This window comes from Nocardioides sp. SR21 (assembly GCF_022761125.1).
Taxonomy (GTDB): domain Bacteria; phylum Actinomycetota; class Actinomycetes; order Propionibacteriales; family Nocardioidaceae; genus Nocardioides.
This window is the reverse complement of sequence record NZ_JAKWJR010000006.1, coordinates 279,476-293,844: the sequence shown is the minus strand read 5'-3', so window position 1 is coordinate 293,844 and position 14,369 is coordinate 279,476. Positions and strand designations below refer to the sequence as shown.

The window sequence follows — 14,369 nt, the reverse complement described above, 5'->3', positions numbered from 1 at the left end:
CGACGCTCGCGGGCCGGAAGGGTTGCCCGCATGGGGAGTCAACGGGTCAACGTCCAGAACTTCGCGCGCGCCGAGACGCACCGGATGTTCGCCGGGCTGCAGCGCGACGCCGGAGGCGTGAACACGTTCCTGCACAACCGGGAACCGGCCGCGATCGAGCGGCAGACGGTGATCCGGCTGAACCGGGACACGCTCTACAGCTTCGCGGTCGTCGACGTCTCGGGCGGGGCGACGCTGACGCTGCCCGACGCCGGCGAGCGCTACCTGTCGGCGATGGTCGTCAACGAGGACCACTACATCAACCAGGTCATCCACGAGCCCGGCCGCCACGAGCTCAGCGCCGCCGACCTCGGCAGCGGCCACGTCACCGTCGCCGTGCGCACCCTGGCCGATCCGCGGGACCCGGCCGACCTGGCGGCGGTGGCCGCGCTGCAGGACCAGGTCGTGATCCAGGCGGCGAGCGCGCGGCCGTTCGAGATGCCCGAGTACGACGCGACGAGCTTCGACCGCACCCGCACCGCGCTGCTCGATCTGGCCCGCGACATGACGTCGTTCGAGCACAGCTTCGGCCGCGCGGAGGACGTCGACCCCGTCAAGCACCTGATCGGTACGGCGGCCGGCTGGGGCGGTCTGCCCGACGCAGAAGCGACGTACGTCGGAGTCGACCCGGGTCTGCCGGTCGGGGAGTACGAGCTCAGGGTGCCGGCCGACGTCCCCGTCGACGGCTTCTGGTCGATCTCGGTCTACAACGCCGCGGGGTTCTTCGAGCCGAACGCCGCGGGGGCGTACAGCGTCAACAGCATCACCGCTGCACGCGACGACGACCGGGGCGTGACGGTGCGCTTCGGCGGTGACGGCGACCCCGCGCGCAACTCGATCCCGATCGTCGACGGGTGGAACTACCTCGTGCGCCTGTACCGCCCGCGACCGGAGATCCTCAACGGGACGTGGACGTTCCCCGGGCTGCGGTGAGGGCCGTCGTACTGTCTGACCCGTGACGATGACGTACCGCCCGCTGGGCGACTCGGGACTGATGGTGAGCGCGGTCGGGATCGGCTGCAACGCGTTCGGCCGACGCGTCGACCTCGACGGCGTGCGCGACATCCTCGCGGCCGCGCGCGACACCGGCGTGACGCTGCTCGACACCGCGGACATCTACGGCGCTCCTCCGGGCGAGAGCGAGCGGCTGCTCGGCGAGGCCCTGCGTGGCCAGCGTGACGAGTTCGTCGTGGCCACGAAGTTCGGCATGGACATGCAGGGCACACTCGGCAACGACTTCGGCGCCCGCGCCTCGCGACGCTACGTGCGGCGTGCGGTGGAGGCGTCGCTGCAGCGGCTCGGCACCGACCACATCGACCTCTACCAGCTGCACGAGCCGGACGGCGTCACGCCGATCGAGGAGACGCTGTCGGCGCTGACCGACCTGGTCCGCGAGGGCAAGGTCCGGTACGTCGGCTGCTCGAACTTCGACGGCTGGCAGGTCGCCGACGCCGCGTGGACGGCTCGCACCGCCGGCCTGGAGGCGTTCGTGTCGGTGCAGAACCGCTACTCGCTGCTCGACCGGACCGTCGAGGCCGAGGTCACGCCGGCCTGCGAGCAGTTCGGGCTCGGCATCCTGCCGTTCTTCCCGCTGGAGTACGGCCTGCTCACCGGCAAGTACCGTCGCGGGGAGTCGGCTCCGGAGGGCTCGCGTGCAGCGCTGGATCCCACCCGCTCGTCGTGGCTCGCGAACGCCGACTGGGACCGGATCGAGGTGTTCGAGAAGTACGCCGCCGCCCGCGACCTCTCGCCGCTCGACGTGGCGATCGCCGGGCTCGCCGCCCAGCCCGCGGTGGCATCGGTGATCTCCGGCGCGACCTCCGGCGACCAGGTGCGGGCGAACGCCGCCGCGCTGCGTTGGGTGCCGACCGCCGAGGACCTGGCCGAGCTGGACGCGGTCACCGCTGGCTGACGTCGGTCGGTTTCACCGGTTCACCGGTGAAACTGGCACTTCTCAGGGGTTGCAACCCCCGATAAGTGCAGGAATCACCGGTTCACCGGTGAAACTGGCACTTCTCAGGGGTTGCAACCCCCGATAAGTGCAGGAATCACCGGTTCACCGGTGAAACTGGCACTTCTCAGGGGTTGCAACCCCCGATAAGTGCAGGAATCACCGGTTCACCGGTGAAACTGGCACTTCTCAGGGGTTGCAACCCCCGATAAGTGCAGGAATCACCGGTGAACCGGTGATTCCGACAACGCCTCAGGCGACCTGCAGCGACCGCTTCGACAGCCCCATCCAGAACCCGTCGATGACCTGGACGCCGGGCTCGTCGGGAGTCGTGGCCGCGCCGAGGGTGACGAAGAGCGGGGAGTAGTGCTCGACGGTCGGGTGGGCGTACGGCATACCGGGCGCCTTCGAGCGGTAGTTCGCCAGCTCGTCGACGTCGCCGCGGGCCAGCGCCTCGCCGGCCCAGGCGTCGAAGTCGCCGGACCAGCCGGGGACGTCGGCGTCGATGCGCCAGTCGTTGAGGAACGGCAGGCCGTGGGTGAGGAACCCGGAGCCGATGACCAGCACGCCCTCGTCGCGCAGCGGGCGCAGCCGCTCGCCGAGCTTGAGCAGCCGGACCGGGTCGTGGGTGGGCAGCGACATCTGCAGCACCGGGATGTCGGCGTCGGGGTACATGATCGACAGCGGCACCCAGGCGCCGTGGTCGAGGCCGCGCGAGGCGTGCTGGTGGACCGGCTCCGACGACGGCATCATCGCCGCGACCTGGTGCGCCAGCGCGGTGGCGTCCGGCGTCTCGTAGGTCATCGCGTAGTACTTCGGGTCGAAGCCGCCGAAGTCGTAGACCAGCGGGGCGCGGCTGGCGCTGAGGCAGACCGGCGCGGACTCCCAGTGGGCGCTGACGATCAGGATCGCCTTCGGGCGCGGCAGGTCCTGCGCCCAGCTCGCCAGCTGCCCCGACCACAGCGGGTCGTCGAGGAGCGGCGGGGCGCCGTGGCCGATGTACAGCGCGGGCATGCGGCCGGTCGACATCTCATTCACGCTCATTCCAATGGTTGATACTTAAACTTTATTCCATCGGGAGCGCCCAGTCCACCGCCACGCCGCCCTGCTCCGCGAGCAGCGCGTTGACCCGGCTGAACGGGCGCGAGCCGAAGAAGCCGCGGTACGCCGAGAGCGGCGACGGGTGCGGAGACTCGACGGACGGCACCGAGCCGAGCATCGGCCTGAGCTTCTGGGCGTGGCTGCCCCACAGGATCGCCACGCACGGACCACCGCGGCGCACCAGCGCCTCGATCGCGCACTGGGTGACCGGCTCCCAGCCCTTGCCGTGGTGCGACCCGGAGCTGCGCGGCTGCACGGTCAGCGTGCGGTTCAGCAGCATCACGCCCTGGTCCGCCCAGGCGGTCAGGTCGCCGTGCGGGGGAGGCGTGACGCCGACGTCGCTGGCCAGCTCCTGGTAGATGTTCACCAGGCTCGGCGGCAGCGGCCGCACGTGCTTGCCGACCGCGAACGACAGTCCGATCGGGTTGCCCGGCGTCGGGTACGGGTCCTGCCCGACGACCAGCACGCGTACGTCGGCCAGCGGGCGCTGGAACGCGCGGAACACCTGGTCGCCGGCCGGCAGGTAGTCCCGCCCGGCCGCGAGCTCCGCGCGCAGGAACTGCCCCATCGCCGCGACCTGGTCGTCCATCGGCGCCAGCGCCGCCGCCCAGTCCTCGGCCATCAGGCCCCTGTCGACGAGTCCCGCGAGCGCGCTCACGGGCAGGAGACTACGAGAAGATCATGCAGCTCGACGTCGCGTGCGCGACGAGCTTCCCGCTGCCGTCGAACAGCTGCGCCTCCGCCAGTGCCGTACGTCGCCCACGCTGGATCACCTTGCCGACAGCGCGCAGTCGCCCGGAGTCGACGGTCGCGGGCCGCAGGAACTTCACCGTGAGGTCGAGCGAGGTGTACATCTCGCCCGCAGCGAGCGTGGAGTGCACCGAGCACCCGGCCGCGGTGTCGAGGAGCGTGGAGATCACGCCTCCGTGGACCGTGCCGAGCGGGTTGTAGTGCCGCAGCTCCGGGTCGAGCTCGACGGAGATCGATCCCGGCTCGCCGTCGAAGTTCACCATGCCGAGCGTGTCCGCGATCGGCGCCGGCGGGATCAGGCCGTCGCGCATCGCCATCAGCTGGTCGAAGCCGCTCATCGCGGCCGGGTCGAGGGGCTGGGTCTGGGTCACGGACTCAGCGTGGCGCGTTCGCGCTGGGTCTGTCAACCGGACTCAGCCTCCCCTAGGCTGGAGGGATGAGCTCCCCACGAGCCGACGGAGTGCCGGCGCTGGCGTGGTCGACCGACAACTGCACGGTCGGCCGGTCGATGGCGATCCTCGGCGAGCGCTGGGTCCTCGTGGTGCTGCGCGAGGTGTTCAACGGTGTCCGCCGCTTCGAGGACATCCGCGACCACGGCGGCATCCCGCGCCAGGTGCTCAGCGACCGGCTCGCGCTGCTCGTCGAGCACGGCATCCTGGTGCGCGTGCCGTACCGGCCCGAGGGTCAGCGGGAGCGGTACGAGTACCGCCTGACGCCGAAGGGCTTCGACCTCTACCCGGTCTTCGTCGCCATCGCCGACTGGGGCGCGAAGTACGTCGCCGACCCCGAGGGGCCGCCGGTCGAGGTCGCCCACCGGGGCTGCGGAGCGGTCGTCCACGCCGAGCTCGTCTGCGAGGAGGGCCACCTGGTCCCCGAGCGCCGCGACGTCGCGCCGCGTCCGGGGCCAGGCGTCAAGCCCCGGCAGGAATCCTCCTCCGCCGCGCGCTGACGGGCCGACCGCGTGCGCCGATCCGTCTCGACCACCGGATCGCGTGGTTACGGACACGTGGCGGCGGGAAGGGATGGCGACATGACCCTCACCAAGCGCACCCTGTCCGCCGTGGCCGCGTCGTCCGCCCTCCTCCTCACTCTCAGTGCGTGTGGCGGTGGCGACGGTGGCCGCCCGTCCGTCGACGACATCTCGGAGAGCCTGCAGGACAGCGAGATGATGGGCGGTGAGGTCGACGCGAAGGTTGCGGACTGCGTCGCCGAGGCGTTCCACGACTCCGACCTGTCCGACGAGGCGCTGCAGGCCATCGTCGACCAGGACGAGGACTACGAGCCGAGCGAGGACGACGAGAAGGCCATCGAGTCGGTGCAGTCCGGCGAGATGACCGATTGCATCACCGAGGGCATGGACCTGCCGGAGATGCCGGAGGACCCCGAGGCCAGCTGAGCGCTCGTCGGCTGACGGAGGGCGCTGACGGAGAGCCCGGCCGGGCGGGCGACGGCGTGCGACCCGGCCCCGGCGTCCGGCTCATCGCCGGAAGCCGGCCCTCCTCGGGAGGTACGGCGCCCGCCCGGCCTCGCCGACGTACACGTCGAGGATCGCCTGGTGGGACGCGTCCCCCGCGATCGCGGACTGGTTCGCCACGAGGATCCGCTTTCCGAGGAACGTCGCGCTGCACGGGGTGTCGAACGGGATCGGCGAGCCGTTGGCGCCGGTCACCGGCGTCTCCGGGAACCGCGCCACCTCCTCGCCGTCCGCGGTGAGCTCGACCAGCTGGTTCGAGAGGCCGGCGAGCGCGACGTACACGTGGCCCGACCGGCCGATGCCGAAGCCGTCGGGGAGGTCGCCGGGCTGCGAGGTCCAGAGCGTCTCGAGCTCGCGGTCGACGGAGAGCCGGTAGAGAGCGCCGTTGGTCGGCAGGACGCTGCCGTCGCTGACGGTCTGCTGGGTGATGAGGAAGTCGCGCCGGCCGGGGCGGTAGCGGATGCCGGTCGTGCCGAACTCGAGCGCGCCCGTGAGAGCCGGTGACTCGAACCACCGCTGCGGCGTCCGCGAGCCGTGCGGCAGCCGCCAGATCACCCCGTCGGCGTAGTCGGTCACGTAGAGCTCGCCACCCGGGCCCCACGACGCGTAGTTGGGGACCGCGCCGTCGGGGAACGTCGCGACCCGGCGGAACCGCCCGGTCCTGACGTCGAGGGTCAGGATCGACCGCGTCGACGTCTCGAGCAGCACCAGGTGCCCGTCTCGCGTCTGGTTCGCGACCTGCACACCGTGGTCCTCGTCGAGGAGCTGGCCGGGCACCCGCCACGACCGCAGCAGCGTCCCGTCGCCGGTCCACTCGAACACCCGTGACGGCACCGTGCTGCCCGACGCGATGTAGGTGCCGGCGTACACGCGCCCGTTCGTGTGCGCGTGGACGTACGCCGGGTACCCCGGAGCCGGCACCAGCGAGAAGACCTCGGTGTCCCAGGTCGTGCGGGGCTCCGCGGCGGCGGGTGGGGCGAGGAGGAGCGTCGCGAGCACGACCGCCAGCAGGCGCTTCACCGCTCGCTCACCTCGATGGCCGCGCGCTGGCCGGCACGGACGGCGCCGTCCATGTAGCCGGTCCAGTACGTCGACGTCTCGGTGCCGGCCCAGTGCACCCGGCCGAACGGCTTCCGGATGGCCGAGCCGAACTCCACCATCGTGCCGGGGGCGTAGATCGCGGTCGGGCCCCCGGTCGTCCAGCGCTCGTGCGTCCAGTCGTGCTCGACGTAGTCGATCGGGTGCAGCGCCTGCTCGCCGAACATCGCGGCGAACCCCTCGAGCACCGCCGTCCTGCGGGCCGCCTGGGGGAGCACGCCGTACCGCCGCCACGTCGAGCCGCCGACGAACGCCAGCAGGACGCCCGGCTCGCCGTTCTTCGGGCTGTTGTCGAAGACCGCGCGGGCCGCACCGCTGTCGTTGATGCCGAAGCCGTTGAGCCCGGCCTCGCGCCAGAACGGGGTCTCGTAGACCGCGTCGCACTTCATCAGCTGGCCCATGTCGAGGTGCCGCAGCAGCTGCAGGCGCCGGGACGGCAGCCGCGGGAACCACTCGATGTCGAGCACCAGTGGCGGGGGAGCGGCGACGATCACGCGCTTCGCCCGGACGGAGCCGCGGCCGCTGTGCACGACGACGTGGCCGTCCTGCTGCACGATCCGGCGGACCGGTGCGCCCAGCGTCACGATGTCGCCGAGCCAGCGCGCGAGCCGGAGCGGGATGAGCTGGGAGCCGCCGACGAAGCGGCGCTCCTGGGCGCCGTTCGCGGTGTCGGAGTTGCGGGCGAACGTGCCGACGTTCTGCTCGTCGCCCGAGCAGGCGACGTACCAGAGCACGTAGAGCAGCGAGAGCTCGTTCGGGTCGGCTCCGAAGCCGGGCTGGGTCCAGCTCTCGATGAGGTTCTCGACGCCGTCGGCGTTGATCGCGTTGGCGCGGATCCACTCGCCGAGCGTCTGGGCGTCCCACGCGGAGGCGCTCGGGTGGTCCCACGGCGCCGCGACGTCGATCTCGGCCGCCATCGAGTCGATCCGTTGGAGGAGCAGGGCGGCGTCCGGGAGGATGGTCGGGTCCGGCGGGACCGTTCCGGAGTACTCCGTCCGCCCGGTCAGCGACGAGATGTAGACGCTGTTGCCCTCGTTGTACTCGAGGAACGTCGGGACCTTCAGCTCCTCGGCGAGCGCCGCGATGTGGTCCTGGGTCGGCCCGATGAACGCACCGCCGGACTCGATGGTCGCGCCCGGCGCGAGGCGGTGGTTGAGCACCCGGCCGCCGACCCGGTCACGCGCCTCCAGCACCAGCACGTCCTGCCCGGCGTCGGCCAGCTCGCGGGCGGCGACGAGGCCGGAGATGCCGGCGCCGACGACCACGGTGTCGACCCGTCGCGGCAGCCGTCCCTGGCGGGACCCGGCGGCCACCGCGTCGTGCAGGGCGCCGGTGCCGAGGGTGAGGCCGGTCGCGCCCAGCAGGGTACGTCGAGTCAGCTGCATTCTCGTCTCCATATCTGAATCTGTGTCAGATTCGGGTTTCTGGCCTACGCTTCTCCCGTGCCCGCCACCGCCACCGCCCCGACGCGACGGGTCCCGCGCCAGGAGCGCAGTCGCCGCCGGGTCGAGGACCTCCTCGACGCGGCCGCTCGGCTGGTGGTCGAGCGCGGCGTCGAGGCGCTCACCACCCGCGACATCGCGCTCGCCGCGGAGGTCCCGGTCGCCGGGCTCTACCAGTACTTCGCCGACAAGGAGGACGTCCTCCTCGCCCTCGCTCAACGAGACATGGACGAGATGGACACGCAGGTCGCCGCCGACCTCGCCACCCTCGAGATGCTGTCCATGTGGACCCTGGTGCGCACGACGATGTCGGCGTACGTCGAGGTCTACCGGCGGCGGCCCGCGTTCGTGGAGATCTACCTGCGCGGGCGCACCAACGTCGCCGTGCACCGGTTCGGCCGCGAGCACAACGCGCGCACGGCCACCATGCTGCGGGAGTTCGCCGTCGAGGCCGGGATCGCCCCGCCGGACCTGCGCCCGGACGTCGCGCTGCTCGCCGTCGAGACCGGCGACCGGGTCTTCCAGCTCGCCTACGAGCACGACCGGTCCGGGAACCGGAAGATCGTCGAGGAGGGCATGGTGATGGTCGCCGCCTACCTCGAGCGGTACGCCACCCCCGAGGGGCTGCGGGGGATCCGCCGATGAGCATCCGCGACGACGTCGCCGCCGCGTCGCGCCGGCTGGCGGCCGAGGGACTCCTGATCGGCACGGCCGGCAACGTCTCCGCCCGCGACGGCGACCGGGTCGCGGTCACCGGCACCGGGGTCGTCCTCGGCGACTGCTCGCCCGAGGACGTGACGGTGGTGTCGCTCGACGGCCGCGTGCTGGAGGGTGCCCTGGTGCCGACGTCCGAGCTCGGCCTCCACCTCGGCGTGTACTCCGGGTCCTTCGCCGCTGCGGTCGTGCACACGCACGCGCCGTACTCCACTGCGGTCGCGTGCGTCCTCGACGAGCTGCCGGTGCTGCACTACCAGCAGCTCTCGCTCGGCGGCACCGTGCGCGTGGCGACGTACGCCACCTTCGGCACGCCCGAGCTCGCCGCGGCGACCGTGGCCGCGCTCGACGGGCGGCAGGCCGCGCTGATGGCCAACCACGGCTCGGTCGCCGTCGGGCCGTCGCTCGACAAGGCCGTGGAGAACGCGCTGCTGCTCGAGTGGCTCGCCGCTCTCCACCACCGGGCCAGCGCGCTCGGCACTCCGCGCGCGCTCACCGAGGCGCAGCAGCTCGACGTGATCACCCAGGCACTCGCCACCAACTACGGAAGCACGCAGGAGCATGAATGAAGATCGCCACCGTCGGGGTGCACGTCCTCGACACGCACGTGATCGGGATCGACTCGATCCCGGGTGGGTCCGACGGCCAGCTCGTCGAGACGATCCGGATGTCGGCTGCCGGTACGGCCGGGGGTACGGCGCTCGTCCTCAGCCGGATCGGCGCGGAGGTGCTGTCCTTCGGCGCCGTTGGCACGGACCCGATCGCTGACACGCTCCTCTCCCTCCTCGGCCGCGAGGGCATCGACACCTCTGGCTTGGTGCGCAAGGACGACCACCAGACCTCGGCGTCGGTGATCCCGGTCCGCCCGAACGGCGATCGGCCCGCCTGGCACTGCATCGGCGCGAACGGCGCGTTCACCCTCGACGACCTCGATCTCGCGGCGCTCGACGGCATCACCCACCTGCACCTGGGCGGCCCGGAGTTCCTCGGCGGCGAGGCCGCCGGCACGCTGCTCGCCCACGCCCGGTCGATCGGCGCGACCACGTCGGTCGACATCCTCGCGCCGGGCGACCCGGACATGCTGGCGTGGATCGCCGACGCGCTGCCGCACACCGACTACCTGCTGCCCAACGACGAGCAGGTGCTGGGCTTCACCGGCGCCTCGTCGCTCGCCGACGGCGCCCGGGCGCTGGTCGACGCCGGCGCGGGCTGCGTCGCAGTGACCCAGGGCGCCAAGGGTGCGCTCGTGGTCACCGCCGACGAGGTGATCGAGGTGCCGGCGTACCCGATCGACGTCGTCGACACCACCGGCTGCGGCGACGCGTTCTCCGCCGGCTTCCTCCGCGGGCTGTCGCTCGGCCGCGACCTGCGCGGCGCGGCCCGGCTCGGCTGCGCGACCGCTGCGCAGGTGGCGCAGGGCCTCGGCACCGACGCGGGGTCGTACGACCTCGACGCGGTGGTGGCCCTCGCGGGCTAGCCGAGCACGAGCCCCACGGCGAACGCGCCGTAGCAGAGGCCGGCCGCCGTCACGCACGCCTGCACGACACGTGGCGGGCCGCCGAGGCCGTGGCAGGTCGCAGCGGCCGCGAACAGCAGCCACGCCGCCGGGTGCAGCCAGCCGAACGCCTGGTCCGCGGGCCAGACGACCACGTAGAGGACGGCGACCACCAGGCAGGCGGCGGTGACCAGCCACCACGGCAGCCGGGCGATCCGGCGTCCGGTCACGACCGGTGGGGACGCTGCAGGCGATCCATGAAGGCCGTCAGCAGCGCCTCGCGCATCCGCGGCGAGGCGAGGTCGATCATCGCGTTGACCGGGGCCATCCGCTCGGGAACGGCGAGCCCGTCACCGCCGGCCAGGCCGGCGGCGGCCAGCAGGCCGTCGAAGTCGTCGTCACTCAGGGCGGCCGGGTCGAGGGCGCCGATGAACGCCGCGATCTCCGGGTCCACGACGACCGGGCCGGCGGCGACGGCGGCGGCGACGGCCTCGGTGAGCGCGGCGACGAACTCGTCGAGGTGGGCGAGGGTCCCCGCGCTGACCGAGAGGTGGATCGTGACCGGCTGGTCGTCGTACGACATCTGCGGCTGGATGTGCCAGCCGCGGGCGCTCATCTCGTCGGCGAGCGTGAACGCGTCGCAGCTGCCGTCGGTGGCGAACGCGATCAGCGTCGAGTCCGGGGCGGCGACCACGGACAGCGCCGGGATCTTGCCGATCGCCTCGACGATCCGGTCGGTCGCCTCGAACACGTCGCGGGCCAGCCGGTCGTAGCCGTCGAGTCCGATCGTCTCGACGACCGCCCACGCACCGGCCAGCGGCCCGCCGGACTTCGTGGACTGCAGCGTGGTGTTGATCATCGTGTAGCCCGGCCAGTCGGCGTACGCGAAGTACTGCGGCCGGCGCAGCGCGGGCGAGCGGTGCAGCAGCACCGACGTGCCCTTCGGCGCGTAGCCGTACTTGTGCAGGTCCGCGGAGATCGAGGTGACGCCGTCGACGGCGAACGTCCACGGCGGCACGTCGCGGCCGATCCGCTTCGCGAACGGCAGCACCCAGCCGCCGATGCAGGCGTCCACGTGGCAGCGGATCCCGCGCTCGGCGGCGGCCGCCGCGACCGGCGGGACGGGGTCGATCACGCCGTGCGCGTACGACGGCGCCGACACGACGACCAGCACGGTGCGGTCCGGGTCCTCGTCGATCGCGGCGATCATCGCGGCCGGGTCGGCGCGGAAGTCCGGTCCGACGGGGACGACCACGGCCTCGACGCGGAAGTACTTGGCGGCCTTGAGGAACGCCGCGTGCACGGTCGACGGCACCACGATCCGCGGCCGCTCCACGTCCGGGCGGCTGTCGCGGGCACCCTGCACGGCGAGCAGGCAGGACTCGGTGCCGCCGGAGGTGATCGTGCCGACCGCCTCGGCCGGCGCGTCGACCAGGTCGGCGGCGAAGCCGATCAGGTCGTTCTCCATCTGCAGCAGGCTCGGGAACGACGTCGGGTCCAGCCCGTTCGAGCCGGCGTACGCCGCGACCGCCTCCCGGCCGGCCCGGTCGACCTCGTCGAGCCCGGAGTCGAACACGTAGGCGAGGGTGCGGCCCCCGTGCACGGGCAGGTCGGCTTCCTGCATGGTCCGCAGGCGGTCGAGCGCGTCAGTCATGCGGAAACTGTCTCATCCACCTCGGCCGCGTCGAGTGTGTACCGCCGCAGCCAGATCAGGCTGAGCAGGATCAGCACCGCGGGCAGCACCGAGATGCCGAGCGTGATCGCGTTCAGAGCGGAGTCCGGCTGGATCACGTCGTCGTTGTCGGTGGACGACCTGTACCCGCCGATCGCGAGCACCAGCGCGAAGATCGCAGGTCCGAGCGCCAGCCCGAGGGTCTCGGCCGCGGTCCACACCCCGGTGTAGACGCCGGCGCGGTTCGAGCCGGTACGCCGCGCGTCCACGGCCGCCGCGTCGGGGAGCATCGCCATCGGGAACACCTGGCAGCCGGCGTACCCGACCCCGACCAGGCCGACGGCGAGGTAGACCGCGGCGGCCGGCACCGACTGCGCGGACACGATCAGCAGCGCGCCCGCGGCGAGGATCAGCGAGGAGTAGGTGTAGCCGCGCTTCTTGCCGATCCGGGTGCCGATCGCGGCCCAGGCCGGGGTCAGCACCAGCGCGGGGCCGACGAAGCAGACGAACAGGATCGTGGTGGCGCCGTCCTTGCCGAGCACGTCGGAGGCCAGGTAGTCGACGCCGGCCAGGATGCAGCCGGTCGCCAGCGCCTGGATCACGAAGCAGGTCAGCAGCCAGCGGAAGTCGTGCGCGGTCGCGACGATGCGCAGCTGGTCGCGCAGGCTGCCGGCGCCCGGCAGCGGCGCGTTCACGGGTGCGCGTCGGGTGCCGAAGTAGGCGCCGAGGACCCCGACCAGGATGATCGCGGCCATCACCACGCCCATCACGCGGTAGCCGTCGCGGCCACCGACAGCGTCGCGGATCGCGGGCGCGGTCGCCCCGGCGAGCATGATCGTGAATGCCAGCAGCGCCACCCGCCACGTCATCAGCCGGGTGCGCTCGTCGTACGACGAGGTCAGCTCCGCGGGCATCGCGACGTACGGCACCTGGAAGAACGCGTACGCCGACGCGCAGGCCAGGAACAGCACCAGCACCCAGAGCGCCTCGAGGCCGGTCGCCATCTCCGGCGCCGCGAACAGCAGCGCGAACGTGGCCGACAGCGCGATCCCGGCCTTGAGCAGCCACGGCCGGCGCGGGCCGCGCGGGTCCTCGGTGCGGTCGCTGATGCGGCCCGCGATCGGGTTGAGGATCACGTCCCACGCCTTCGGCAGGAACACGATGAAGCCGGCCGCCAGCGCGGCGATGCCGAGGCTGTCGGTGAGGTACGGCAGCAGCATCAGGCCCGGGACGGTCCCGAACGCCCCGGTCGCGACGGACCCGGACCCGTAGCCGATGCGGACGCTGCGGGGGAGGCGGTCGGTGGCGGGCATAGCCGGGAGGCTAGCGGTTGGCGTCGGTTTCCCCGGTGGGCCGGGGAGACCTGACCTTGTGGGGCGAAGTCTCGGCCCAGAACGTCAGGCTTTGCTTGAAAGGTCCGGCGTCTCAGCCTGGGGGTGACAGGGCTCGCGAGCTCGCCGAGCTGTGCCGACGGTTCGGGTTGGTGCCGATCTTGTCGGCAGGGCTGGCCTTCTTCGCCGTCGCCTTCTTCGCCGGCGCCCGCTTCCGAGCCGCCCGCTTCGGCTTGCTCTTCCATCGGTCGAACCACTCGTCGAGCGCCCGCCACGTCGTGTCCCGGGCGGCGCGGCCGGTCAGCATGCCGAGGTGGCCGCCGGGCACGATCTCGAACTGCACCTCGGGCGAGCCGCTCAGCAGGGGGACGACGGCGCGCACGGACTCGACCGGGGCGATGCCGTCGGTGGCGCCGGCGAAGACCAGCACCGGCGCGGTGATCGCAGCGAGCGACACCTCGCGGCCGTCGACCTCGAGGGACCCGCCGGCGAGCGCGTTGCCCTTGGCGAAGCGGTGGTAGAGCTGCCCGAAGCTGCGGCCCGGGTACGCCGTCATCCCGGCGGTGAACCGGTCCACGGCCTCGAGCTGGGCCAGGAAGTCGATGTCGTCGAGGCGGGTGGCGATGGCCAGCGGCTTGGTCACCAGCTTCTGGAACGACGAGAGCTGGAACGCCCAGCGCACCAGCGGCGTCGGCGCGCCGCCGGCCGCCCGGTAGGCGCGGGTCACCAGGCCGTGCCCGCGGGTGAGGTCGAGCAACGGCCGCAGCGGCGCGACCAGCGGCACCCGCGCCACGTCGACGGGCGACCCGATCACCGACAGCGACGCGATCGGCAGCTTCGGGTAGGCGGCGGCAGCGAGCAGCGCGAAGATCCCGCCCAGGCTCCAGCCGACCACGTGCACCGGCCTGCCGCCGGCGTGCTCCGACACGGCGCGCACCGCGGCCGGCACGACCTCCTCCACCCAGTGCTCGATGCCGAGGTTGCGGTCGCGGAACGAGACGTTGCCGTACTCCACGAGGTATGTCGGCCGCCCGGAGGTCACCAGGTGCTCGGCCAGCGAGCAGCCGCGGCGCAGGTCGAAGCAGATCGCGGGCGCGGCCAGTGGCGTCACCAGCAGGACGGGGTCGCCGCTGCTGCCGACGTCGGGCACCTCGCGGTAGTGGTAGACCTCGCGCAGCGTGTCCTCGTCGATCAGCGTCCGCGGCATCGGGCGCAGGTCCGCGAGCCCGCCGTACAGCAGCAGGTGCGCGGCGTTGCCGGCCGCCGAGACCACCTGGTCCGGCTTCGGCACGAGGTCCATGC

At 72.4% G+C, this 14,369-nt stretch carries 16 protein-coding genes; 7 read left to right on the top strand and 9 right to left on the bottom strand.

Annotated features, from left to right (window positions below):
- Positions 1-30 precede the first annotated feature (30 nt).
- Together MJ604_RS13610 and MJ604_RS13605 are read left to right on the top strand one after the other, a co-directional pair.
- The gene (locus MJ604_RS13610; protein WP_243058998.1) at positions 31-972 is read left to right on the top strand and encodes a DUF1214 domain-containing protein; all 942 of its coding nucleotides are present in this window, start codon (positions 31-33) and stop codon (positions 970-972) included.
- A 28-nt stretch (positions 973-1,000) separates the two neighbouring features.
- Positions 1,001-1,951 (top strand): aldo/keto reductase, encoded by a 951-nt coding sequence (locus tag MJ604_RS13605; protein WP_243059092.1) that lies wholly within the window; start codon positions 1,001-1,003, stop codon positions 1,949-1,951.
- Between the two features lie 291 nt (positions 1,952-2,242).
- On the opposite strand, the gene MJ604_RS13600 is transcribed toward MJ604_RS13605, so the two are convergent.
- Genes MJ604_RS13600 through MJ604_RS13590 form a run of 3 tightly spaced genes read right to left on the bottom strand, consistent with a single transcriptional unit; the run spans position 2,243 to position 4,212 of the window.
- Positions 2,243-3,019, bottom strand: a complete 777-nt coding sequence (locus MJ604_RS13600; RefSeq protein WP_243058997.1) for a dioxygenase — start codon at positions 3,017-3,019, stop codon at positions 2,243-2,245.
- A gap of 37 nt (positions 3,020-3,056) precedes the next feature.
- Complete coding sequence (locus MJ604_RS13595; RefSeq protein ID WP_243058996.1) at positions 3,057-3,749, bottom strand: uracil-DNA glycosylase; 693 nt, start codon at positions 3,747-3,749, stop codon at positions 3,057-3,059.
- Between the two features lie 10 nt (positions 3,750-3,759).
- Positions 3,760-4,212: a PaaI family thioesterase gene (locus tag MJ604_RS13590; protein WP_243058995.1), complete on the bottom strand. Its 453-nt coding sequence runs from the start codon at positions 4,210-4,212 to the stop codon at positions 3,760-3,762.
- 65 nt (positions 4,213-4,277) lie between these two features.
- On the opposite strand from MJ604_RS13590, the gene MJ604_RS13585 reads away from it, so the two are divergent.
- Positions 4,278-4,790 (top strand): helix-turn-helix domain-containing protein, encoded by a 513-nt coding sequence (locus MJ604_RS13585; protein WP_243058994.1) that lies wholly within the window; start codon positions 4,278-4,280, stop codon positions 4,788-4,790.
- An 81-nt stretch (positions 4,791-4,871) separates the two neighbouring features.
- Positions 4,872-5,237: a hypothetical protein gene (locus tag MJ604_RS13580; RefSeq protein ID WP_243058993.1), complete on the top strand. Its 366-nt coding sequence runs from the start codon at positions 4,872-4,874 to the stop codon at positions 5,235-5,237.
- A gap of 81 nt (positions 5,238-5,318) precedes the next feature.
- Here MJ604_RS13580 and MJ604_RS13575 read toward each other — a convergent pair whose 3' ends face one another.
- Positions 5,319-6,335: an SMP-30/gluconolactonase/LRE family protein gene (locus MJ604_RS13575; protein ID WP_243058992.1), complete on the bottom strand. Its 1,017-nt coding sequence runs from the start codon at positions 6,333-6,335 to the stop codon at positions 5,319-5,321.
- Entirely contained in the window at positions 6,332-7,798 is a 1,467-nt protein-coding gene (locus tag MJ604_RS13570) for an FAD-dependent oxidoreductase (RefSeq protein WP_243058991.1), read from the bottom strand. Before MJ604_RS13570 ends, MJ604_RS13575 begins: the two co-directional genes overlap by 4 nt.
- A 57-nt stretch (positions 7,799-7,855) precedes the next feature.
- Here MJ604_RS13570 and MJ604_RS13565 point away from each other — a divergent pair, with 57 nt between their 5' ends.
- From MJ604_RS13565 to MJ604_RS13555, 3 genes are read left to right on the top strand one after another with little or no spacing between them, the layout of a single operon-like run.
- On the top strand, positions 7,856-8,500 hold the full coding sequence (locus MJ604_RS13565; protein WP_243058990.1) for a TetR/AcrR family transcriptional regulator: 645 nt from the start codon (positions 7,856-7,858) through the stop codon (positions 8,498-8,500).
- Positions 8,497-9,138, top strand: coding sequence for a class II aldolase/adducin family protein (locus MJ604_RS13560; protein WP_243058989.1), 642 nt, complete (start codon positions 8,497-8,499; stop codon positions 9,136-9,138). Before MJ604_RS13565 ends, MJ604_RS13560 begins: the two co-directional genes overlap by 4 nt.
- A complete protein-coding gene (locus MJ604_RS13555) occupies positions 9,135-10,046 on the top strand; it encodes a carbohydrate kinase family protein (protein ID WP_243058988.1) in 912 nt (303 codons plus the stop codon). The genes MJ604_RS13560 and MJ604_RS13555 overlap by 4 nt, the downstream gene beginning before the upstream one ends.
- Here the strand turns inward: MJ604_RS13555 and MJ604_RS13550 are convergent.
- The 4 genes from MJ604_RS13550 to MJ604_RS13535 all read right to left on the bottom strand — a co-directional run bounded on the left by MJ604_RS13550 (position 10,043) and on the right by MJ604_RS13535 (position 14,367).
- Positions 10,043-10,294, bottom strand: coding sequence for a hypothetical protein (locus MJ604_RS13550; RefSeq protein ID WP_243058987.1), 252 nt, complete (start codon positions 10,292-10,294; stop codon positions 10,043-10,045). The two genes, MJ604_RS13555 and MJ604_RS13550, sit on opposite strands and share 4 nt — an antisense overlap.
- Complete coding sequence (locus tag MJ604_RS13545) at positions 10,291-11,718, bottom strand: aminotransferase class V-fold PLP-dependent enzyme (RefSeq protein ID WP_243058986.1); 1,428 nt, start codon at positions 11,716-11,718, stop codon at positions 10,291-10,293. The genes MJ604_RS13550 and MJ604_RS13545 overlap by 4 nt, the downstream gene beginning before the upstream one ends.
- Positions 11,715-13,049 (bottom strand): MFS transporter, encoded by a 1,335-nt coding sequence (locus MJ604_RS13540; protein ID WP_243058985.1) that lies wholly within the window; start codon positions 13,047-13,049, stop codon positions 11,715-11,717. Before MJ604_RS13540 ends, MJ604_RS13545 begins: the two co-directional genes overlap by 4 nt.
- A gap of 112 nt (positions 13,050-13,161) precedes the next feature.
- On the bottom strand, positions 13,162-14,367 hold the full coding sequence (locus tag MJ604_RS13535; protein ID WP_243058984.1) for an alpha/beta fold hydrolase: 1,206 nt from the start codon (positions 14,365-14,367) through the stop codon (positions 13,162-13,164).
- Positions 14,368-14,369: the final 2 nt, after the last annotated feature.